At 43.5% G+C, this 23,062-nt stretch carries 23 protein-coding genes; 13 read left to right on the plus strand and 10 right to left on the minus strand.

The window, feature by feature from the left end:
* Positions 1-172: 172 nt before the first annotated feature.
* Positions 173-1,192, plus strand: a complete 1,020-nt coding sequence (locus JMF81_RS01105) for a nucleoid-associated protein (protein ID WP_201309634.1) — start codon at positions 173-175, stop codon at positions 1,190-1,192.
* A gap of 52 nt (positions 1,193-1,244) precedes the next feature.
* Here JMF81_RS01105 and JMF81_RS01110 read toward each other — a convergent pair whose 3' ends face one another.
* Both JMF81_RS01110 and JMF81_RS01115 read right to left on the minus strand, forming a co-directional pair.
* Complete coding sequence (locus JMF81_RS01110; RefSeq protein WP_201309635.1) at positions 1,245-2,195, minus strand: L-lactate dehydrogenase; 951 nt, start codon at positions 2,193-2,195, stop codon at positions 1,245-1,247.
* A gap of 69 nt (positions 2,196-2,264) precedes the next feature.
* Complete coding sequence (locus tag JMF81_RS01115; RefSeq protein WP_201309636.1) at positions 2,265-3,605, minus strand: butyryl-CoA:acetate CoA-transferase; 1,341 nt, start codon at positions 3,603-3,605, stop codon at positions 2,265-2,267.
* 239 nt (positions 3,606-3,844) lie between these two features.
* Between JMF81_RS01115 and JMF81_RS01120 the strand changes: the two genes are divergently transcribed.
* The 7 genes from JMF81_RS01120 to JMF81_RS01150 all read left to right on the plus strand — a co-directional run bounded on the left by JMF81_RS01120 (position 3,845) and on the right by JMF81_RS01150 (position 10,797).
* The gene (locus JMF81_RS01120; protein WP_201309637.1) at positions 3,845-5,230 is read left to right on the plus strand and encodes a L,D-transpeptidase family protein; all 1,386 of its coding nucleotides are present in this window, start codon (positions 3,845-3,847) and stop codon (positions 5,228-5,230) included.
* A 15-nt stretch (positions 5,231-5,245) separates the two neighbouring features.
* A complete protein-coding gene (locus JMF81_RS01125) occupies positions 5,246-5,800 on the plus strand; it encodes a tRNA (mnm(5)s(2)U34)-methyltransferase (RefSeq protein WP_201309638.1) in 555 nt (184 codons plus the stop codon).
* 61 nt (positions 5,801-5,861) lie between these two features.
* On the plus strand, positions 5,862-7,004 hold the full coding sequence (locus JMF81_RS01130; RefSeq protein WP_201309639.1) for a D-alanyl-D-alanine carboxypeptidase family protein: 1,143 nt from the start codon (positions 5,862-5,864) through the stop codon (positions 7,002-7,004).
* An 83-nt stretch (positions 7,005-7,087) separates the two neighbouring features.
* Positions 7,088-7,435: an arsenate reductase family protein gene (locus tag JMF81_RS01135; protein ID WP_201309640.1), complete on the plus strand. Its 348-nt coding sequence runs from the start codon at positions 7,088-7,090 to the stop codon at positions 7,433-7,435.
* The gene (locus JMF81_RS01140; protein ID WP_201309641.1) at positions 7,435-8,817 is read left to right on the plus strand and encodes an aminopeptidase; all 1,383 of its coding nucleotides are present in this window, start codon (positions 7,435-7,437) and stop codon (positions 8,815-8,817) included. Before JMF81_RS01135 ends, JMF81_RS01140 begins: the two co-directional genes overlap by 1 nt.
* A gap of 158 nt (positions 8,818-8,975) precedes the next feature.
* Positions 8,976-9,419: a MarR family winged helix-turn-helix transcriptional regulator gene (locus tag JMF81_RS01145; RefSeq protein WP_201309642.1), complete on the plus strand. Its 444-nt coding sequence runs from the start codon at positions 8,976-8,978 to the stop codon at positions 9,417-9,419.
* Positions 9,409-10,797 carry an MDR family MFS transporter gene (locus JMF81_RS01150; RefSeq protein WP_243282501.1) on the plus strand — a complete coding sequence of 463 codons (1,389 nt, stop codon included), beginning with the start codon at positions 9,409-9,411 and terminating at the stop codon, positions 10,795-10,797. The genes JMF81_RS01145 and JMF81_RS01150 overlap by 11 nt, the downstream gene beginning before the upstream one ends.
* A 73-nt stretch (positions 10,798-10,870) precedes the next feature.
* Here JMF81_RS01150 and JMF81_RS01155 read toward each other — a convergent pair whose 3' ends face one another.
* The gene (locus tag JMF81_RS01155; protein WP_201309644.1) at positions 10,871-11,236 is read right to left on the minus strand and encodes a VOC family protein; all 366 of its coding nucleotides are present in this window, start codon (positions 11,234-11,236) and stop codon (positions 10,871-10,873) included.
* 228 nt (positions 11,237-11,464) lie between these two features.
* On the opposite strand from JMF81_RS01155, the gene leuS reads away from it, so the two are divergent.
* The 3 genes from leuS to JMF81_RS01170 all read left to right on the plus strand — a co-directional run bounded on the left by leuS (position 11,465) and on the right by JMF81_RS01170 (position 16,137).
* On the plus strand, positions 11,465-13,876 hold the full coding sequence (gene leuS, locus JMF81_RS01160) for a leucine--tRNA ligase (RefSeq protein ID WP_201309645.1): 2,412 nt from the start codon (positions 11,465-11,467) through the stop codon (positions 13,874-13,876).
* A gap of 102 nt (positions 13,877-13,978) precedes the next feature.
* The gene (locus JMF81_RS01165; RefSeq protein ID WP_201309646.1) at positions 13,979-15,748 is read left to right on the plus strand and encodes an ABC transporter ATP-binding protein; all 1,770 of its coding nucleotides are present in this window, start codon (positions 13,979-13,981) and stop codon (positions 15,746-15,748) included.
* 260 nt (positions 15,749-16,008) lie between these two features.
* Positions 16,009-16,137 carry a helix-turn-helix transcriptional regulator gene (locus JMF81_RS01170; protein WP_330611406.1) on the plus strand — a complete coding sequence of 43 codons (129 nt, stop codon included), beginning with the start codon at positions 16,009-16,011 and terminating at the stop codon, positions 16,135-16,137.
* Between the two features lie 724 nt (positions 16,138-16,861).
* On the opposite strand, the gene JMF81_RS01175 is transcribed toward JMF81_RS01170, so the two are convergent.
* From JMF81_RS01175 to JMF81_RS01205, 7 genes are all read right to left on the minus strand, one after another.
* The gene (locus tag JMF81_RS01175) at positions 16,862-17,365 is read right to left on the minus strand and encodes a phosphotransferase-like protein (protein WP_441169890.1); all 504 of its coding nucleotides are present in this window, start codon (positions 17,363-17,365) and stop codon (positions 16,862-16,864) included.
* The gene (gene lnu(C) / locus JMF81_RS01180) at positions 17,366-17,860 is read right to left on the minus strand and encodes a lincosamide nucleotidyltransferase Lnu(C) (RefSeq protein WP_058962568.1); all 495 of its coding nucleotides are present in this window, start codon (positions 17,858-17,860) and stop codon (positions 17,366-17,368) included. It abuts the gene before it with no gap.
* Positions 17,861-17,883: 23 nt separating this feature from the next.
* The gene (locus JMF81_RS01185; protein WP_058962567.1) at positions 17,884-18,921 is read right to left on the minus strand and encodes an IS1595-like element ISSag10 family transposase; all 1,038 of its coding nucleotides are present in this window, start codon (positions 18,919-18,921) and stop codon (positions 17,884-17,886) included.
* A gap of 87 nt (positions 18,922-19,008) precedes the next feature.
* Entirely contained in the window at positions 19,009-19,140 is a 132-nt protein-coding gene (locus JMF81_RS01190; protein ID WP_132587467.1) for a zeta toxin family protein, read from the minus strand.
* A gap of 199 nt (positions 19,141-19,339) precedes the next feature.
* Complete coding sequence (locus JMF81_RS01195; protein WP_002578722.1) at positions 19,340-20,116, minus strand: ANT(9) family aminoglycoside nucleotidyltransferase; 777 nt, start codon at positions 20,114-20,116, stop codon at positions 19,340-19,342.
* A 24-nt stretch (positions 20,117-20,140) separates the two neighbouring features.
* Positions 20,141-20,911, minus strand: a complete 771-nt coding sequence (locus tag JMF81_RS01200) for a nucleoside phosphorylase (protein WP_201309647.1) — start codon at positions 20,909-20,911, stop codon at positions 20,141-20,143.
* 24 nt (positions 20,912-20,935) lie between these two features.
* Positions 20,936-21,733 carry a helix-turn-helix domain-containing protein gene (locus JMF81_RS01205; protein WP_087231435.1) on the minus strand — a complete coding sequence of 266 codons (798 nt, stop codon included), beginning with the start codon at positions 21,731-21,733 and terminating at the stop codon, positions 20,936-20,938.
* A 338-nt stretch (positions 21,734-22,071) separates the two neighbouring features.
* Here JMF81_RS01205 and JMF81_RS01210 point away from each other — a divergent pair, with 338 nt between their 5' ends.
* Together JMF81_RS01210 and JMF81_RS01215 are read left to right on the plus strand one after the other, a co-directional pair.
* Complete coding sequence (locus JMF81_RS01210) at positions 22,072-22,485, plus strand: cysteine-rich VLP domain-containing protein (protein WP_002588751.1); 414 nt, start codon at positions 22,072-22,074, stop codon at positions 22,483-22,485.
* A 111-nt stretch (positions 22,486-22,596) separates the two neighbouring features.
* On the plus strand, positions 22,597-22,992 hold the full coding sequence (locus JMF81_RS01215; protein ID WP_087231432.1) for a replication initiator protein A: 396 nt from the start codon (positions 22,597-22,599) through the stop codon (positions 22,990-22,992).
* Positions 22,993-23,062 lie beyond the last annotated feature (70 nt).

The raw sequence follows: 23,062 nt of genomic DNA on the forward strand, positions 1-23,062 counted from the left end.
TGAGAGGGGAATCTTGAGTTTTTTAGAAACAGAGAGATTCCTCTTTCTTTTCATGTTCGGCTATGGAAATCAATGGAGGGGTTGAGAATAAATATGAAATATTTTTGCGGTTGACCTGGCAGGAATATTCCTATATACTCAGACAGTGAAATAGAAAAGGAAAAGGAAAGATATGTTAAAAATACAGAGAGATGATATTATAATCCGCAAAGGAATTTTGCACATTCTTGACAGTAATAACGGTTATCTGGGGTTATCCGGAACACTTCTGGATATGGGACCGGATCTGATGGAATTTGTACGCGGACACATTTTTAAAATACTGGAAAGTGATGATGCAAAGAAATGCCAGTTTGACGGCAGTGTTTCACCGATGCTGAGTCTCCTTGAGACAATGGAAGAGACGGATGATGAGAGTTTTATTGAGGCAACCAGAGTGCTTGCTGAAAATCTTTTTGACATTATGTGCGACAGCGTGACCATTCCGTCAGCGGATCTTTTGTGTGTTACGTTCCAGTTAAATAGTGTTGTGCATCTTGCCCTTTTAAAAATGAATTATAAAATGACATACGTTCACCGACAGGATGAAAAAGACGGAAATGATATTGTCCGTCAGAGGGTCATGCCAACAGATTCTGCAAAGCTTACAGAAGCAGTGATTATTGATTTGACGGAGTATAAAGTTCAGCTGGCAGAGAAGAAATATGAGATGCTGAATGGAGATAAGATCAATTATCTTTCTGAGCGGTTTCTCCAGTGTTATGCAGATATGGCTCCAAAGAAGAAATTTCAGATCCTCAACAAGGTCATTACGGATATTAATAACAAATATCCGGAAGACGGAGTGGATAAACGGCTGGAGGCGAAAAGCCGTCTGAGAGAAGAATTTGAAGAAAACCAGGCGTTTAAAGTAAGTGAGATCGGAGATCGTCTGTTTGGAGATCATCAGGAAAAGAAGCGGGAATTCGATGAAAAAATCGAGCGTTATGATATGCAGTACGATACTTTTACAGTTGCGAAAGAAAATACAGTGCGTAAACTGGAGTATCAGATGATAGAGACGGATACGGGAATTGAAATTAAGATTCCGATGGAAGAATATGACCGGAAGCAAAATGTAGAGATCATAGAAGAGCCAGGAGGAGGAAGTACGATCGTCATTAAAAATATTGAACAGGTGAAGATCAAATAGAGAAGAACGAAGAAGCATGCGCTGTATCCGGCCGGATACAGCGCATGCTTCTTTAAATGGAAAGATCCAGAGAAGCAATGACTTCTTTTAATGTTTTAGCGGATTTTGTAAGTGCCAGATGTTCCTGACCGCTCAATGGAATTTCCAAAGGCTGCTGGGCGCCGCCTCGATTTACGATCGTTGGAATGCTGAGATAAAGATCCCGGATGCCGTATTGTCCTGTCAGGAGACTGGATATAGGCAGGATGGAGTTTTTGTTCCGGATAATACTTTCTGTAATATGACTGACTGCCATAGCGATTCCATAATAAGTCGCTCCTTTGCGGTCAATAATATCATAGGCGCTGTTTTTGACTCTGTGATAGATTGCCTCCATTGCTTCTGTGTGATGATAGTGCCCGCGAAATTCACAGAAATCATGGATGGGGATTCCAGCAACATTGGTACCGCTCCATACTGCAAGTTCACTATCGCCGTGTTCCCCGATGATAAACGCATGGATGCTTTCTGTATCAACCTTAAGATGTTCGCTTAGAAGATAACGGAACCGGGCGGAATCAAGCACTGTCCCGGATCCAAATACCCGGCTGCTTGGAAAGCCGGAAAGGCGGAAAGCCGCGTATGTGAGAATATCCACCGGATTGGATACAATCAGGAGCAGTCCCTCACAGCCTCGCTTTGTGATCTCGGGGATGATGCTTTTCAGGATCGCAACGTTTTTGTGAACCAGATCCAGTCGGGTTTCATTTGGCTTTTGATTAGCTCCGGCTGTAATGATGATCAGGGAACAGTCGGTGATATCATCATAAGTTCCTGCATAGATGCGGGCGGTATCTACATAAGGCCTTCCATGACTTAAATCCATGGCTTCTCCTTCGGCTTTTTTCTGGTCTGTATCAATCAGAACCAGTTCTGTAAAAAGACCCTGGTGCATCAGGCTGAATGCGGTTGTGGCTCCAACAAATCCGCATCCGATAATGGCAGCTTTTCTCATATTGATCATAAAAAATCCTCCTTTCCCGATTATTGTTCGGGAAAGGAGGACGTTTTATTCATATAAAGTATATAATACTTATTTGTTGGATCTTCTCCAGATCTTGGCAGCTTCAGCGTCTTTAATCAGCTGATCCCTGAAATCAGGATGCGCAATGCTGATCAGAGCTTCTGCACGTTCCCATGTAGATAATCCCTTCATGTTTACCATACCGTATTCTGTTACGATATAGTGAGCGTTGGCACGTGTATCTGTAACAACAGATCCCGGATGAAGGGTTGGAAGAATTCTTGAATGAGTTACGCCTTTCTTATCTGTGAAAGTAGAAGATAAGCATACAAAGCTCTTTCCGCCCTTAGACAGATAAGCGCCCATTACGAAGTCAAGCTGTCCGCCGGCACCGCTGATCTGTCTTGTTCCTGAAGATTCAGAACTGATCTGGCCGTATAAGTCAATATCTACCGCATTGTTGATAGAAATAAAGTTGTCCAGAGAGGAAATCGTTGCGATATTATTTGTATAGTTTACCGGAGCGCTCATACATTCCGGATTATTGTCAAGGTAATCGTATAATTTCTTGGTTCCTGCCGCAAAAGCGTAGGTCTGACGATACCGGTCAATGGATTTGTTTGCGCCTGTGATCTTACCGGCCTTTGCGATATCTACGAATGCGTCAACGTACATCTCAGTATGGACACCAAGATCTTTCAGGTCAGATTCTGCGATCAGGGATCCGACAGCGTTCGGCATTCCGCCGATTCCAAGCTGAAGACATGCACCGTTTGGAATCTGGTCTACGATCTGTTTCGCAACTGCTTTGTCTACATCTGTCGCAGCTCCGCCGCCGCCTAATTCAGCAATCGGAGGATTATCTCCTTCAACAATCATATCAACTTTTGAAATATGTACAGAGTCTTCAAATCCGCCGAGACAGCGAGGCATATTCTCATTAACTTCAACGATGATGCAGTCTGCTTTTTCCATCATGGCGCAAAGATGAGAAGCGCTAGGTCCAAGGCTGAAATAGCCATGCTGATCCATAGGAGCTACCTGCATCATAGCGACATTGGTTCTTGGCAGGTAATCACGATAATATCCCGGAAGCTCAGAATAACGGATCGGAGCATAGTATGAAAAACCTTCATTGATCCATTTTCTTTCAATGCCTCCCATGTGCCAGGAATTCCATGTAAAGTGGTCTGCAGGATTCTCAATCTGGGCGATTGCCAGAGGTTTCATAAGAATACCTCCATGAATCTGGATATTCTCGAGTTCCGGCATACGTTTTGCAAGAGCCACATCCAAAGCATCAGGCGTTGTTACACACCAGCCGTACTCCAGACGGTCCCCGGACTTGATGACTTTTACTGCTTCATCAGCAGTCGTTAATTTCTTCTGATATTCTTCAGCGAATGACATAATCAAGTGTCCTCCTTATAAAAATTATAATCATGTTTTAAGCTTTGCCTGTTACATTATGTATATTTTACCATTATGGAGATTAAAAGACAAGCATTTGGAGGCAAGAATGTGAAAAAATTATCAATCTGCAGAGAAAGAAGAAGATTGTTTTTTTATTGATACCTTTCCAAAAGGTATGGTTATTTTAAAATGAGTGTATTATAATACGGTTGTTGTGTCTAGGAGGTATTAAAATCATGAAAGGAAAGAAGTTAACATGGAAACACTACACCGGAATTGGCGTAGGAATTATTATCCTGATTTACTGCTGTGCTGCCTTTTACTATAGCAAAGGATTTGTCTGCGGGACAAAGATCAACGGGGTAAATGTTGCAGGAATGACGGCAGATGAGGTCATTGAAGTATTTCAGAAAAAAGCGCAGGATTATTTCCTGACGATCAAAGAACGAGAGGGGAAAAAAGAAGTCATAAGCGGCAGCCAGATTCAGGCAGAATTTAAAGGCGCGGACGAGATCCGGGAAATTGCAGAAAACCAGAGTCCGCTTCTTTGGATCAAGGGATTGTTTGGAGGGGAGACATACGACGATGTTTCGATGTTTTCCTATGATCAAGATACATTTGAAAAAGCATATAATCGTCTGGAATGCATTGATCCGGACAAGATGACAGACTGTGAGAATGCGAAACCGGTTTATAAAGATGGAAAATTTGTTGTGAAGAAGGAAGTAAAGGGAACGACCCTGGATCTTGACCGGACCAAAAAGACAGTGGAAGAATATGTTTCCAGCGGAATCAGCACGCTGAACCTGGAAAAAGAAAAATGTTATGAGAATCCGAAATATACCAGCACCAGCGAAAAAATCACGAAACTTGCCGATAAAATGAATGACGCCCTGAAAGGCAGCATTACATATAAATTCGGCAAACAGAAGGTTGTGCTGGATAAAGATGTGTACTCCGGCTGGATGAAGGTTACAGATGACGGAACCAATTATGAGATTGATGAAAACAAGATGGAAAACTGGATTTTAAAATTCATCTATCAGTATAATACCCAGTATGGATGGCATACATTTAAGACCCATGACGGCCGGACAAAGAGAATCTTTGGAGGACCATATGGATGGAGAATCAGCAAGGATAAAGAAATGGATGCAGTCAGAAAAATGCTGAAGGAAGGAACAACTGAGACAAGAGAGCCTTACTGGCGTCAGAAAGGCAAAGTATATGACGGTGTAAATGGTGATATCGGAGATACGTATGTGGAAGTTGATATGGGAGCGCAGACGGTTTATTACTATAAAGATGGAAAACAGAAGTTTTCTGCTCCGTGTGTAACAGGAATGATGACAGCGGACCGTAAGACGCCGGAATGTGTTGCGTATATTATGTATAAAGAGCGCAGCGCCACGCTGGTTGGAGAAAATTACTCTTCACCGGTTAAATACTGGATGCCGTTTGTCGGCAACGTGGGATTCCATTCTGCTTCCTGGAGAAATTCTTTTGGAGGAAGCATTTATATCAATAACGGTTCCCATGGATGTGTCAATCTTTCTGAGGCATCAGCCAAACAGCTGTACAGTCTGGTGGAAAAAGGGGATCCGGTAGTAACCTACTATTAAGAAAGGCCGGGATTTATGAGAATTACAATAACAGACTGGATTCATGATGTGCTGAGAGGACATATCAAAGAAGGAGACTTCTGTATTGACGCTACTATGGGAAAAGGAAACGATACCCTTTTTCTATGCCGCATGGCAGGAAAGGACGGCAAAGTTGCTGCCTTTGATATCCAGCAGACAGCGCTGGATCTAACGAGAAAAAAACTGCAGCAGAACGGATGCCGGGCGGAACTTTATCTTAAGAGTCATGAATTCATGGCAGAGTATTTTGATCCGGAAACGGTACAGTGTATTATGTTTAATCTGGGATATCTTCCAGGAGGGGACCATAGTCTGGCAACCAGGCCAGAAGGGACAATCGCGGCGGTAAAAGCCGGACTTACACTTTTAAAACCGGGAGGGATCATGAGCATCTGTATTTACAGCGGAGGGGACAGTGGATTTGAGGAACGAGATGAAGTTCTGAAATTCCTGGGCGGACTGGATGACAGAAAGTATTTTATTGCGGCACAGGAATTCTTAAATAAGAGGAATCATCCGCCGATGCCGGTTTTTATTGTTAAATTGTAGACAAAGGAATAAAGAAATGATTCGCTTCATATAATGTCTTGGAACGGGAAGGACAGGAAATATGAAGAGGATCATTTCTTTTTTGGTTGGAATTGTACTGCTGTGCAGCAGTATCCGTGTGCAGGCAGATGATGTAAAGCTGTACGCAAAGGCGGCAGTTCTGATGGATGCGGAAAGCGGAAAAGTATTATATGGAAAATCAGAGAAAAAGAAGATGGCAAATGCCAGCACAACGAAAATCCTGACCTGTCTGTACATTATCGAGCACTGCAACCTGGAAGAAGAGGCGGAAGTTTCTCAGAATGCGGCGTCCCAGCCTCAGGTCCGCCTGGGAGTCCGAAAAGGAGAAAAATATAAAGTCAAAGATCTTTTGTATGGCCTGATGCTGGAATCTTATAATGACTGCGCAGTAGTGCTGGCAGAACATGCAGAGGGATCCACAGAGAAATTTGCAGAAAAAATCAATCAGGAAGCAAAAAAGGCAGGTGCCAAAAACACTCATTTTGTCACACCCAACGGACTGGATGCGTCGGATGACGGTGGAAGCCATGGGACAACAGCATATGATCTGGCTGTGATCATGAAAAAATGTATCAGAAATGAAAAGTTTCTGGAAATCACCCGGACTGGATCTTACTCTTTTCATGATGCATCCGGAAAACGCAGTTTTACCTGTACGAATCATAATTCGCTTCTTTCTTCGATGGAAGGAGCGATCTCCGGAAAGACAGGGTATACATCCAAAGCCGGATATTGTTATGTGGGTGCTTTCGAGCAGGGAGGGATCCGAATGATCGCAGTTGTCCTGGCGAGCGGCTGGCCGCCTCATAAGAGTTATAAATGGACAGATGTGAAAGTGCTGGCTGCTTACGGTACAGAACATTATGAATACCGGGAAATTCAGCCGGATACCAGTGCTGTTGCAAAAATACCGGTCATAGGAGGAACCCAGTCATATGTAGGACTAAATGCCGGCAAAAAGAAAGTAAAGATTTTAATGAAAAAATCAGAAGAAGTAAAGATCAAATGCAGACTGCCGAAAAAAGTGGAAGCGCCGGTAAAACAGGGGGATGTGATCGGAGAAATTTTTTATATGGCTGGGAAACAATGTGTCGCCAAAACGAAAATAACAGCCCGGGAGGATGTCGAGCGGAAAGATTACTGGTGGTATCTCGGGAGCGCCATTGAGAAATATTCCCTTTGATGCAGGCAGGGAGTGCCCTGTCTGTATTTTTTTTAATTTCTGTGATAAGATAAAAATGAACTGAAAAATGAAAGGAGATCGCTATGTTATTTTTAGAATATCCAAAATGCAGTACCTGCAGAAAAGCAAAAAAGTGGCTGGATGAAAATGGAATCGCATACGAAGACCGCCATATCATTGAGGAAAATCCGACAAAAGAAGAATTAAAGGAGTGGTATGAAAAAAGCGGGCTTCCTTTGAAACGCTTCTTTAATACCAGCGGCATGAAATATCGGGAACTGAAATTAAAAGACAGGCTTCCTGATATGTCAGAAGATGAACAGTTAACCCTTCTTGCAACGGATGGAATGCTGGTGAAACGCCCGCTGGTGATCGGAGATGATTTTGTTTTAACTGGATTTAAAGAACAACAATGGAAGGAGACATTATAATGGAAAGAAAGAATGCATGGACGACCTATGAAGGAAAAGACCTGATTGAACTTACGGATTTGACAGAAGATTACAAAGAATTTCTTTCTTCAGGAAAAACCGAGAGAGAATGTGTAAGACAGTCTGTAAAGATGGCGCAGAAAGCCGGATACCGGGATCTGGAAGAGATGATTCATAACAGAGAGGAATTAAAGCCGGGAGATAAAGTGTATCGAACCTGGATGGAAAAAGCAATTGTTTTATTTCAGATCGGAAAAGAACCGCTGGAAGCAGGAATGAATATTTTAGGGGCACATATTGATTCTCCGCGTCTGGATCTGAAACAGAATCCGCTGTATGAGGATACGGAAATGGTTCTTTTGGATACTCATTATTACGGAGGAGTGAAAAAATACCAGTGGGTAACCCTTCCAATGGCGCTGCATGGCGTGGTAGTAAAAAAAGATGGGACACGGATTGATATCTGTATCGGTGAAAAGGAAGACGAACCGGTAGTTGGCGTTACGGATCTCCTGATTCATTTGTCAGGCAAACAGATGGAGAAGAAAGCCAGTGTCGTAGTAGAGGGAGAAGATCTGAATGTGTTGATTGGAAGCCGTCCTCTAAAAGGAGAAGAAAAAGATGCTGTGAAGAAACAGATGACGGATCTTTTAAAAGAAGAATACAATATCGAAGAAGAAGACTTCCTGTCTGCGGAAATTGAAGTGGTTCCTGCAGGAAGAGCAAGAGATTTTGGCCTGGACAGGAGCATGGTCATTTCCTACGGTCAGGACGACAGAGTCTGTGCCTTTACTTCTCTTGCGGCAATGCTGAATGTAGAAGAACCGGAGCGAACATCCTGCTGTATCCTGGTGGACAAAGAAGAAATCGGAAGCGTGGGAGCAACCGGCATGCACTCCAGATTTTTTGAAAATACCGTTGCGGAAGTGATGGCACTGAACGGATCTTACAGTGAACTGGTGCTGCGAAGAACCCTGCAGAATTCCTATATGCTTTCTTCTGATGTCAGCGCGGCATTTGATCCGAACTATCCAAATGTGATGGAAAAGAAAAATGCGGCATACTTTGGAAAAGGTCTTGTGCTTAATAAATATACAGGATCCAGAGGAAAATCCGGTTCCAACGATGCAAATCCGGAATTTATCGCAAAACTCAGAAGAATTTTCGATGATGAAAAAGTGGCATTCCAGACAGCAGAACTTGGAAAAGTGGATCAGGGCGGTGGAGGAACCATTGCGTACATCCCGGCTTCTTATGGCATGAATGTCATTGACTGTGGAGTTGCGGTTTTGAGCATGCATGCGCCATGGGAAATTACGAGCAAATCTGACATTTATGAAGTAGAAAAAGGTTATGAAGCTTTCCTGAAGAACTGCAGATAGAAAAAATTAAATCTTGACAAATGATAGGTACCTAATTATAATTCGTTAATTAGGTACCTTATTTTTGTGCAGCGAAAGATTCTGGCACAAGACTTAGATGGCAGGGAGAAGCACTGAAAATAAAGGAATTCTGTAGTGAAAAAGAAAGGGATGAAAGTATGAAGCACACAGACGACGAACTGGCAGATCTGTTTTTTTCAGCCGCCAGAATCAGTCAGTATACTTCTTCTGGCAGCAAGGGCCCGTCATTTTCCCACATGGGGCAGTGCCGATGCCTTTTTTATCTGGAAGAACATGGAAGTGTAAAACAAAAAGAGATGGCAGAAGAAATGGGAATTCGGCCGGCATCTCTGAGTGAGCTGATTTCTAAGCTGGAGCAAAGAGGATTTGTGAAAAAAGAACACTCAGCCAAGGACAGGAGAAGCGTATTGGTTTCCCTGACAAGAAGTGGAATGATGACGGCAAAACACTGCCGTGCCGGCCAGAGCCGTTTTCACAGCCTTATTTTTGAACCTTTGAGTGAAGAGGAAAAAGAAACACTGTATGGGCTGCTCTTTAAGATCAGACAGTACCATGAGAGGAGAAAAGATAATGACAAATAGACAGAAAATGCTGATATTTATTAATATTATGATCACCTGTATCGCGTCTTCCATGCTTGCTACGGCTCTGACAACGGCACTGCCGCCGATCATGGAAGATTTCGGCCTTACCATTGCAACCGGGCAGTGGCTGACCAGCGGATATTCTCTGGCCATGGGAATCATGATGCCGCTGACAGCTTTTCTCATTACCCGGTTCCCGACAAAGAGACTGTATGTGACAGCGATCGGATTGTTTATCGCAGGGCTGCTGATCTGTGTACTGGCGCCTTCTTTCCCGGTTATGATGGTGGGAAGAATTCTCCAGGCATCTGGAAATGGAATTCTTACATCTATGGCGCAGGTCATCCTGCTGACGGTTTTCCCGGAAGACAAGAGGGGTACAATCATGGGCTGGTATGGGTTATCTGTGGGAGCGGCGCCGGTAATCGCCCCTACACTGGCAGGAGTTCTGGTAGACTCTTTCGGCTGGCAGATGATTTTTTACATTGACGCAGCGATTATGGCGGTTTCTTTTGTTTTTGCGCTGATTGTATTCCGGGATGTACTGGAAACAAAGAAACAAAAATTTGATGTATCCTCTTTTGTTATGAGCGCGGTAGCGTTTGGAGGCGTTACCCTCGGAATTGGAAATCTGAGCGGACAGGGAATCACAAATATGGCCAACTGGGTTATTCTTGCTGTTGGGGTGATTGTATTCGTGGTTTTCGTGAGACGCCAGATTCATTTGAAAGAGCCATTCCTGGAAATGCGGATTGTGAAAGATTATAAATTTGCCTTAAGTCTTGCGGGAAGTATGCTGCTTTATCTGGTTATGATGGGTTCATCCATCATTATGCCGCTGTATGTACAGACTGTTATGGGGTATTCTGCAACGGTTTCCGGCCTGGTGACCCTTCCGGGATCTCTGGCCATGGCAGTTGTCAGTCCGTTTGCGGGAAAAATTTATGATAAGCTTGGAATGAAAAAACTGTTTGTGGCAGGTGCGGTCTGTATGCTGTTGAGCAACATAGGAATGTTTCTGATTACTATGGAAACTTCCATCTGGATTGCTGCATTCTATAATGTGATCCGCTGCATTTCCATCGGATGTCTGATGATGCCGCTGGTTACATGGGGCGTCAGTGGATTTGACAGTTATAAGACAGCGCATGGAACCGCTCTTCTTACATCACTGCGCACCATTGCCGGTGCTGTGGGATCTGCAGTATTCTCAGGAATCATGACTGCAGTCGGAGCAGCTTCTGCGGCTTCTTATGGAAGCGGAGCGCAGATGCATGGACTGAACACTGCTTTTCTGGCCATGTCTTTTGCAACCGCAGTGCTGTTGTTGATCGCAGTATTTCTTGTAAAAGAGAAAAAAGAACCATGGAGATAAAGTGAAAATCGAAGAATGGAAAAACGGGAATCCGGCAGAAAACCGGATTCCCGTTTTGTATCTGTGAATGCTGCTATTTTGCAGGGACAATCTCGATCCAGTAGCCGTCCGGATCATTGATAAAGTAAATTCCCATGTCCGGATTTTCGAAACAGATGCATCCCATTTCTTTATGACGCTGGTGCAGAGCATCAAAATCATCAGATGCCATGGCCAGATGGAATTCTTCATCTCCAAGATTATATGGTTCTGTACGGTCCTTCAGCCATGTAAGTTCCAAAGTGAAAGAAGTTTTTCCGTCTCCCAGATAAACTAATTTGAAACTTCCGTCAGATGCGTTTTTCTCCCGCACTACATCCAGATCCAGAGCCTTTTTGTAGAATTCTACACTTTTGTCCAGATCCAGAACATTAAAATTAAAATGATTAAATGTAATCATAGGATCCTCCTTTTGATGATTTATGACTTAATCATATCATACTGTTTTTATTTTACAAGAAAAAAATGGATTTTGCACCGCATAAAGAGTATTTTGGACAGTTGACACTTTTGCTTAATGTGATAAAATAAATTAGTTAGAAGAATTCATGAAAAGAACGATACCGACTCCGCGGACAGTACAGGAATCCGCAGGAGCGAGACTTGAATACGGCAGGAGGAGAAAAATATGGCAACACCTTATAATCATAAGGCAATTGAACAAAAATGGAGAAAACACTGGGAAAGCCATCCGGTGAATGTAAACGATGGAAAGAAGCCGAAATATTACTGCCTGGATATGTTCCCGTATCCATCAGGAAGCGGACTTCATGTAGGACACTGGAGAGGCTACGTGATCAGTGATGTATGGAGCCGTTATAAGATGCTCAACGGATACTATGTCATCCATCCAATGGGATGGGATGCGTTTGGATTGCCGGCAGAAAACTATGCGATTAAAATGGGAACCCATCCGAGAATTTCCACAGAGCAGAATATTAAAAATATCAAGCGTCAGATCAATGAGATTTCAGCAATCTATGACTGGGATATGGAAGTAAATACAACAGATCCAAGTTTCTACAAATGGACACAGTGGATTTTTGTAAAAATGTTTAAAGCAGGTCTGGCATACGAAAAAGAAATGCCGATCAACTGGTGTCCTTCCTGTAAGACAGGACTTGCCAACGAAGAAGTCGTAAATGGAAAATGTGAACGCTGCGGCGCTGATGTTACCAAGAAGAATCTGCGTCAGTGGATGTTAAAGATCACAGCGTACGCAGATCGCCTTCTAAATGATCTGGACAAACTTGACTGGCCGGAGAAAGTTAAGAAGATGCAGACAGAATGGATCGGCAAGAGCCATGGCGCGGAAGTTGATTTCCAGGTAGACGGAAGAGATGAAAAGATCACGGTTTATACAACACGTCCGGATACTCTTCACGGAGCAACTTTCATGGTGCTTGCTCCGGAACATGAACTGGCAAAGAGTCTGGCAACAGATGAGACGAGAGAAGCAGTGGAAGAATATATTTACCAGGCATCTCTGAAATCTTCTGTAGACCGTATGCAGGATAAAGAAAAGACCGGAGTTTTCACAGGAAGCTATGCAATCAATCCGATCAATGGAAAGAAAGTTCCGATCTGGCTGTCTGATTATGTACTGGCAGACTATGGTACAGGAGCGATCATGTGTGTTCCTGCCCATGACGATCGTGACTTTGAATTTGCAAAGAAATTTGACATTCCGATCATTCAGGTTATCGCAAAAGACGGAAAAGAAATTGAAAATATGGAAGAAGCTTATACAGAAGCTTCCGGAATCATGATCAATTCCGGTGACTGGAATGGAAGAGAATCTGCGGAACTGAAAGAAGAAGCGCCTGAGATCATCGAGAAGATGGGAGTTGGAAAGAAGACAACGAACTATAAACTTCGCGACTGGGTATTCAGCCGTCAGCGTTACTGGGGAGAACCGATTCCGATCGTTCATTGTCCGGACTGCGGGGCTGTTCCGGTACCGGAAGAAGAGCTTCCGTTAACTCTGCCGGATGTAGACCGCTATGAGCCGACAGGAACAGGAGAATCTCCGCTGGCTGATATTGAGGAATGGGTCAACTGCAAGTGTCCGGTCTGTGGAAAACCGGCTAAGAGAGAGACCAATACCATGCCTCAGTGGGCAGGATCTTCCTGGTATTTCTTAAGATATATTGATAACAAGAATGACAAAGAACTGGTTTCCAGAGAAAAAGCAGACAAATACCTTCCGGTGGATATGTATATCGGCGGTGTAGAACATGCTGTGCTGCATCTGCTTTACTCCAGATTCTATACAAAATTCCTGTATGATATCGGAGTGATCGATTTCGATGAGCCGTTCCATAAACTGTTTAACCAGGGAATGATCACTGGAAAGAACGGCATTAAGATGAGTAAATCCAAAGGAAATGTAGTATCTCCGGATGATCTTGTTAGAGATTACGGATGCGATTCCCTGAGAATGTATGAACTCTTTGTAGGTCCGCCTGAACTGGACGCAGAGTGGGATGAAAGCGGAATCGATGGCGTTTACCGTTTCCTGACGAAATTCTACAAATTAGTGATGGATCAGAAAGACAGCGGCGTAAAAGCCGATAAGGAACTTCTGAAAGAACGCCACAAACTGATCTATGATATCACAACCCGCCTGGATAACTTCAGCCTGAATACAGTAGTCAGTGGATTTATGGAACACACCAACAAGCTGACTGCCATGGCAAAGAAAGACGGTGTAGACAAGGAAACTCTGGAGACGGCAGTTGTGCTGTTAGCTCCGTTCGCACCGCATCTGTCAGAAGAACTCTGGGAGATGCTCGGTCATGAGGAAAGCGTCTTCGAGCAGACATGGCCGAAATATGATGAAGAAGCCATGAAAGAAGATGAGATCGAGATTGCCGTACAGATCAACGGAAAAGCAAGAGGAAAAGTTGTAATCGGCGCCGATGAAGCGAAGGATTCTGTATTAGCCAAGGCAAAAGAAGCTCTTGCTGACAAGATTACAGGAAATGTCGTGAAAGAAATTTATGTACCAGGCAGAATTGTGAACCTGGTTGTAAAATAATAAAATAGGAATGACCATATTCCACAAGATAAAAGATAAGATCTCCTGGGCTTAATTCCAGGAGATTTTATTATATACAAATAAGAAGAGGGAGAAACGGAAATGGAAAGCAGGAAAAAAGGGGAAATCCTGAAAAAACTATTTGGATTTCTGCAGCGGAAGCAGAAAATAGAGTTTGCCGGAGTGCTGGTGATTCTGGCAGTTTCAGCCGGGCTGTCACAGGTCACGCCAATAGCAGTGGAATATCTGACAGATTCGATTTTGAAAGCAGATCAGATTCATTTTCAGACGGTTGTTCCGGTTTTGCTTTTTATTCTGATTGCAAATGTCAGCAATGAAACAATCAAAGTCATTCGGCGGCTGATGGTGGAAGACACGGCAACATACATCGAAAAGTCTGCCCGGCAAAGAGCGACACAGGCTCTTTTGAAAGCACCGCTTATGTATTTCCGGAGTCATATGACAGGAAATATCCATGGCAGGCTGAATCGAAATCTGGAAGGGACCTCCAGACTGATCAAATTGATCTTTATGGATTTTGCTCCGGCGGTGGCGAGCGGAATCGCAGCAATCATTGTGATTTTTGTAAAGCTTCCGGTAACGGTAGCATGCATTGTAATTCTTGTAATTCCTCTTGGGACGTTTATTGTTTTCCGTCAGATTTCCACACAGAAAGGCATCCGGGTGGAACTGATGAATACAAAGGCGGCCATGGATGGCACTATGGTGGAACTGCTTGGCGGTATTGAGACGATCCGCATTATGGACTGCGCTGAACTTGAGACGTCCAGGATCGAAGAACGGTCAGAACAGCTTCGGGAAAAAGAAATGAAGCATCATAAGGCGATGGCTTTTTATGACTGTATGAAATTTATCAATGAGGCGGTCTTCCATGTGATCGTAATTGCAATTTCCATTTTTCTTGCAGCAAAGAATGTGATCAGTATTGGAACGGTGCTGGCAACTTATTTATGTTTTAATCAGCTTACGAGCCCTCTAAGAGAGCTTCATCGTATTTTAGATGAATTTTCAGAGAGTATGGTGCTGGCGGGAGATTATTTTGATATTGTAGAAATACCAGAAGATTTTTCTTACAGAGCCCTGGAATCCGGGAAAAATATACCGGAAAATGAAGCGCCGGAGATCTGTCTGGAAAAAGTTGTTTTTTCTTATCCGGAGAAAAAAGAAGATGAAATCCTGCATTCGATTGATTATTCTATTGAAAAAGGAAAATTTATCGGCATTGCAGGACCAAGCGGATGCGGAAAGTCCACGCTGATAAAATTAATTGCCAGATTAGAGCCTTACCAGGGGAAGATCTGGATCAGAGGAAAAGAACTAAGTCAGATGACCCGTCCGGATCTGGCGGAAACCATTGCCCTGGTTCCTCAGACTCCGTTTCTAATTGCGGATACGGTGTTTCATAATATCTGTTATGGCATGAGGCGGAAAGTATCGCTGGAAGAAGTGAAGGAAGCTGCGCGGAAAGCTAATCTGGAATCTGTGATTGAAAGACTTCCGGGGAAATATGATTTTTTCATTTCAGAGGGAGGAAGCAATCTGTCTGGCGGACAGAGGCAGAGAATTGCCCTTGCCCGGATTTTTTTGAGAAAACCAGAGATTCTTATTTTGGATGAAGCAACTTCTGCCCTGGATAATACATCGGAAAAAATGATCCAGCGGGAGATTGAAAATATGAAAGAGATGTATCATACGACCATTCTTTCCATTGCTCATCGTCTTACGACATTGGAACATTGTGATGAAATTATTGTTATGGAAAAAGGCAGCATCGTTCAGAGGGGAACTTTTGATGACTTGAAAGAAACGCCTGGAATTTTCCAGGATATGTACCGGGGAATTTTAAAATAACGAAGAAAAAACTACAATTATCTTGGACAAACTAGAAAATTTTTTAATCCATACTTGGATTTTTTCGATGTGAAGTTTTCTGGTATTATATGTAAAAAGACAGGAGAGATGTTCCTGTCTTTTTCATTTAAAATATAAGGAAAAACTCAAAATTTTCCTGCCGCAACCTGTGGTTGACAATGTGCCAACCGCTGTTTTCTTGCTTTTGTGATATAATAATGCTATGGTTCGTCTATATCACAAAAGGAGGATTGGAGAACATGAAGTTTGGAGAAAAACTAATCCAACTTAGGAGAAAAGAGGGAATGTCCCAGGAACAGCTGGCGGCAGAGATTGGAATTACCAGACAGTCTGTGAGCAAATGGGAGTCCGGGGGTTCACTTAGATAAAGATACCACATCAATCCCACGCTGACTTTTGCTCAACCGATACAGCCGGAGGGCTGGATAACAAGAAAAGGCGGTATGCGCCCCGTGGAGGGGTAGCGTACCGCCTTTTCTTGTGGGGGTTTCCAAAGGGGGCAACGCCCCCATTTGGCACACGACTTTGCGAAGCAAAGTGTAGTGTGTTATACGCTCTGTCGGCGTTGCCGTGAAAATGCCGTTGCCGCCGGGGAGGGCAAGGGCATTTGGAGCGGCAGGAAAACAGGGCTGTGCTTGCGTGGCGTAGAGCCGTAAGCACAGGTCTGGTTTCAACAGCAGACTGGGCGTATATGAAAGCCCCCGTCCCTCGTCCTACGCTCCGACTTGTGGACAAAGTGTCCCGAAGTTGTGGCTACACTCCCGGAAAAGTAACAGGACAGCGGGCAACCGTCAAGGCTGAAATGAACGGGCTTACACCCGGCCTTGACCGCCACCCGCCGTTCCGCTGAATGGGTGAACAAGGCGACCAATCCCTCAAAGTGCTTGGCCGCTCTCTTTCTGATTTTGGAGTGTTTCTTTTCTCATAATTGAAATGGGCGGGAAGCCATTTTAGGGCTTTCCCGCCTTGATTGCCCATCAGCAAAGCCAGACGGAACGGTCAACGGCGGCGCATGAAATGCGCCGTTCATCTTGACCGTTAACTGGCTTTGCTATTTCTCTGATAAATGAAATTTCGATTTTTAGAAATCGTTTAAGATAGCAATGCGGCTCCACTTGAAATTTTTTCTTTTACTGCAAAAACAGCCTCTTGGATAGAATAGGTTGTCGTTTCTATAACATTCGATTCATATATCCCCAAATTACAAAATTGCTCCCACATTGTTTCTACTAATTCAACATTTGTTTTTCTGTCTAATTTTGAACGTTCCACAGCTCGTTTCATAGTTTCTTCTTTACTGGCTCTTAAAACAATATAGTGTACTTCATAATCTTCTCGAACAAGGGCTCTCCATGGTTCTAAAAACCACGGCCCGACAATTCCATCTACAATTACATCATATCCGCCGCGGGCATAGCGCTTTGCAGCTTCTAAAAAGGCTTCAATGACAACTAAATTTTGTTCGTTGGACTCTGGTAAATGCGGCGGTATTGCTCCTTTGCTTAAATAATGAAAGGCTATGTCACAACAAACAGTTGATAAATAGCCATTTTTATAGGGGAGTATCAGAACTCCCCTACAAACTGTTATTTGCAGTTATCTATACTCATTTGGAATTTCGATATGAAGTGTCTCACACAATAACTTCACATCATGTGCATCATTTTCATCAAACTCGTATCCCAGATGGAACATTACTTGACTATATGGTTCAATACAGGAAACCTCTATTTCCTCAATTCTTCCTTTACCCGAAAAAGTTTCTACCGGAAAACAATCCCCATCATAAAGAATTTCACCTTCGTCCGTATATTCAAAACAATGCAAATCAATAATTCTGTTTTTCAAATCTTCCCATACAGTATGGTTCAATGTTGTATATTCCATCTTAATCTCATAAAAGCCATTAGCTTTCATTATTTCTATAAAGTTCTGATAATCGATCTTTTCTACAAAAATGTCAATATCATTATGGGCTCTTGACTGATATCCAAGAAGAGCATCTACACCCCAGCCACCATCAAGAAAGACTTTAATCTCCGCATCTATTGCAAATTGAAGAATCTGTTTTACATCTGTTATATTGACCATCTTATCATCTCCACAAATTCTAATTAGGCGACCAGAGGAACTGCTGGTCTGTTTGATAAATCTCTGCATTTAGCAGTTTTCAATGTTGCCAAAACGAAAGTTAAGAAGATGTTCCTTTTCTCCATGTCGCTTTCTTTGGCGTAATTTACAAGGTTATTCCACACAAGATAGTTGTTCAGATACTTGGTAGAAACACCGTTAAAGCCACGCATAAACCTCTTTAGCTGGCTATGGTAGCTATTGATATGTTGGATATTATAAATGCCTTTCTTGGCTTTGCCAGTCTTTAACTGCACAAGGTCAATGCCATTGGCATTTGTAAATCTCACATAGGAGTTCATCTTGTCCGTAACAAGAGTGGAATTGGTCTTAATCCTACCATCATAAATATGATGTAAATCTATTGTAGAAACTCTACCAGTATTCGTAATCTTGGAGATAGACAAGCCATTCCTATTAACCGCACAAGGAACACATACCTTTTCTTGGGACAAGCCTCTGATATGTGTAGAATGACCACGCTTATGAGCCTTGCGTGGCATAGCAAATGTCTTACTCTTGCTATGATTGCCCTTGTACGAGATGGCGAAAAAAGTTTCGTCAGCCTCAATAATGCCGTCAAGGGTAACATCGTCTGCCATATTCTGAAGTGCATCCAAAATCTTGTGTCTCCAAAGGAATGCGGTGTTTCTGTGAATCCCACAAGCAACAGCAGTCTTACGAATGGATAAGCCATTCATCATACAATCAATGTACTGCTCCCACACGGACAAGTCTTTTCTTGTACCAGACACAATGGAGTTCGTAGCAATCACGAAGGACTTGCCACAATCCTTACATACATATCGCTGTGTGCCATCTTTACGATGACCATTGCGAACCACATGGATACAGCCACAAAGAGGGCATACACGACCATTTGCAAAGCGTTCCTTTGCTACGAAATCTTCAATATTCAAAGACTTTACAAAGGCAGGACTTAAAAGCATTGTTTTAAGGCTTTCCTGCTCTGCGACAGTCAACTTACCGATAATATCTAATGCGTCTTTGATAGTAGGCATATCCAATTACCTCCTTCGGTGGTACTGTTTCTTACTATTATTATACGCTATTTCTCGTCAAAAATCAACCATTTGTTGTGACAGAGCCTAATGAAAAAAGTCGTCTGTGTGCATATGCACAGATTTATCCATGTTCGATTCTTTTGCGACAATCGACGCAGTTGTTGTCTTTCCTGTTCCCGGCGAACCTGTAATCACAATAATTCTTCCTTGATTCATCTACATTCTCCCTCGCAATTCAGATTTACCGCTCTCTTTCTGATTTTGGAGCGTTTCTTCTCTCAAGATTGAAATGGGCGGGAAGCCATTTTAGGGCTTTCCCGCCTTGATTGCCCATCAGCAAAGACGGGCGGGACTGTCAACGGCGGCGCATTTATGCGCCGTTCATCTTGACCGTTGATTGGCCCCGCTAACTTTGCTACTCTGTTCTAAGTAATTCCTCAATTTGTTTTTTCATATATTCTACAAGTGCCATCGCTTCCTTTTCTACTGTCTCCCATTCATCAGACAAATTTCCCAAATAAGCTTCCTTTGCCGTTGTTAGCAGGGGGGGAAATCTCTCCGGCAATTTTAAAATTACCCATTTTGCGGCAACATCTTTTGTCGTGATTTCTTCTGTTACTAAAGTAAACCACATTCGTGATAAGGTTAATAACACATTTCTTTCATCACCCTTAAAGCTGGAAATCAAACCAGGTAAAGAAAACCGAATTGCTTTTTTAATTTCGTGAAATGGGATAGCGGGAATAAGCTCTTTGCTTTCCGCCCCCTTCAAAGTTATGCTATTTTTTCTTGCTTGCCATAATAAAATCATTATATCTGGGTCATTGCAGGCTTGCGGATATTCTCCTGCTTCCATCTCTCCCCTTAGCCATTCACCATACATATACTGACATTTTGGCGGAAATTGCAACGGAACAATATCAGATTGATTGATAATAGTTACCTCTAAAGGTCTTTTTTCAATACAGCCTACGGAGCCAGAAATTTTCAATAATTGCTTTGTTAGATCTGCTCTGATTGAATTACTCAATTCTTGTTTAGTAATTATCAGTATATCTATATCACTATCTGGACGCAGCCCATTCATTGTTGCTGAACCATATAAATATATCCCCAATATTTGACCTTGTAATATGGTTTCTGCTATTGAAATAACTTGATTTACTTGTTGTGGAAATTCATTTATATTCATTGTAACTCCTATATGTATTTATTTTTACTCCTCAACAACTGATAAAACAGCGTCTAAGGCTAATTCTAAGGCTATGGATATACTTGTTTTTCCCCATTCTCTTTCTTGGTATTTATGAGGGTCTGCAAGAGTATCGGCTGAAAAAAGCAGCATAGCCCATGTAACTTTTCTAAATTTTGCACACGCCGCCAATGCGGAACATTCCATTTCTACTACTTGACATCCCTCTTCTTTCCGATACTGAACCATTTCTACTGTTTCTCGATAAAAACCGTCTGTTGTCCATGTTTTAACTTCCCAATATGGTATATTCTTTTGGCTTAAAGCAGATTCAATCGCATTTATACCAGCCTTTGAAATCTCTACTTCTCGGGAGGGAGGAAGATAATGGTAAGATGTTCCCTCATCTCTCAATGCAGAAACAGGTATCAAAAATCTATTTTCCGGGATGTCTTCCAATACGCCGCAGGAGCCGACGGAAATAATCTTTGTTACACCCCCTGCAATTAAATATTCTAAAACTTGGACGGCAGCAGCACTTCCCACAGGAGCCGGACATAGACATATTTTCTCCTGATTATAAAGACATTCATAAATAGGATATCGTCTTGTTGCACTTTCAAATTCATCTATCTGTATTCCATCATAGGTATGTGCATAATTTTCAACCTCGTCTCCTAAAAAAGCAAACACTGCTTTTGCAGGAAAACATTTTTTCCCATTTCCCGGCTGAAAAACAGCTTTTGATGCGGTATCGTACTCTAAAACAGGGTAGTCATGCTTTACTAATGGCATATTATTATCTCGAATAACAGGCTATTATTCTATTCCTTTCATCATCTTTTTTGCCAACTGCTTGAACAGGTCGGCAGTTTCTTCATCCATCGGTGCAAGCTGTCCGATCTGTCCGGCAACCATCGCCGTTACATCGTCAATGGAAAGCGGGTTTTGCTTCTGTTCCGCCAATGCGTCCCGCATGGCTTGGAACATCGCGGCGGTCACAGCTTCTCCCGGCTGTTCCCCGTTGTCAATGTCTTTCTTAATATCCCGCAGGATAGCAAGGAACACATTTTTGATTTTCTCAATCTCCGCCTCATGTTCCCCCATCTTCTGGGCGTTCAAAAGCTGTAAATCCTGCTTTGCTTCCGCCCGGTGTTCCGGGTGTTCTTTCATCAGGTCGGACAGGGAAGCCGTTGCCATCTCGATAAGCTGGTTTCTTGCTGTTATGCCTTTTGCCGCTGTGTCCTGAAAATAAATCCGTATCAAATCTATCAGCTTAGGAAAATTCCTATGTTCCAACAGGCGGTTGAGGATTTGCACATCAACAGCACCCGTCACAAGCCCCCTCACGGCTCCCTCGGACAAGCCTAATTCAGAAATATCGTAGCTTTTACGAACGCTCACGGTAGACAAGCCCAGTATGTAGTCTGTCGATACCTTAAATTCCTTTGCTACACCTATGAGAATATCACTGCTGACCGTTCTTGTTTCGCCGCTGACAATGCGGCTCAACTGGGAAGCGGAAACGCCTATCTTCTCCGCAAGTTCCTTTTGTGTGATGTGGTTCCCGTTGCATAAATCGGAAATCCGCTGTCCGGGTGTTCCGGGTAAAGCCATAGATGCGCACCTCCTCCGCATACTTCCATTATACAGAATGATTGCAAAAATGCAATTTCCAAAGTGTAAACTTCATCAAAATGCAATTCTCGCAATATTCCGGGAATTGCATTTTTTTCGTGTAGACTTAGGGTAGTTCATCGATGGACGGCACCTTGAAAACAGAATGACCGTCCGAAAAGGAATACCCAGGCTGGGGAAGCACCGCAAGGAGTCGGACTTCGGGACAAAATGTCCCGAAGTTGCGGGGAGCGTGCCAACGCCGGAACACGCCGCAGGAATGGGGCAGGAAACCTTTTCGGGGAGAACGGCAACGGAAAGCAAAATGGAGGGAACGCATGAGAGATAACCCCTATAAAGACTTGCCGCCGCTGGAACGCAGGCCGGACGGTTCCCTTTACCGCATGACCCCGGCGCAGAGAAAACAGGCGGCCAGCCTGATACGCCGGGAGTGCTGTTGCTGTGAGGACGGCAACTGCATTGTCCTTGACGATGGGGACACCTGCACCTGTCCGCAGACGATTTCTTTCTCGGTCTGCTGTAAGTGGTTCCGCTGGGCGGTCTTGCCGCTGGACGGGACGCTGGAAGCGGAGATTTTCCGGGATAAGGACTTGAAACGCTGTGAGGTCTGCGGCGGTGTGTTCGTCCCCAAATCCAACCGGGCAAAATACTGCCCCGGCTGTGCCGCCAGAGTTCACAGGCGGCAGAAAACAGAAAGTGAACGGAAAAGGAGGTCTGCTGTGGACAGTTAGGAGCGAAAAAAGCCTTGATTTATCAGGCTTCGCAAGCCCCAAACCGGGGCAGGTGGTATAAAGTATCGCCCGCCCCGGAAAACGGGCTTCTAACCGTCCACAAAACGCACTATGACAAATACCATCTATATCCATCAGCCGGAAAGGGCGTTCAGCTTCACCCGGCTCCCGAATTTCCTCTTTGAAGCCCCCACGTTCAAGCTCCTGTCCAACGAGGCAAAGGTTCTGTATGCCTTTATTCTGCGCCGGACAGAGTTATCCCGCAAAAATGGGTGGGCGGATGACTGCGGACGGATTTTCCTGTATTTCCCTATCTGTGAAGTGGTCACATTGCTCCATTGTGGGCGGCAAAAAGCGGTGAACACCCTGCGGGAACTGCAATACGCCGGACTGGTGGAAATCCAGAAGCAGGGCTGTGGAAAACCCAACCGCATTTTCCCAAAATCCTATGAAGCGGTTCCAAACACCGACTTCAAGAAATCCCGTTCTGGTACGCCGGAGGACTGAAAACCGTACCCTTGAAGTACGGAAATCAATCTTGAGAAGTACGAAAACCAGACGGTATATAGAAATACAA

Source organism: Anaerostipes butyraticus (assembly GCF_016586355.1).
GTDB classification, from domain to species: domain Bacteria; phylum Bacillota; class Clostridia; order Lachnospirales; family Lachnospiraceae; genus Anaerostipes; species Anaerostipes butyraticus.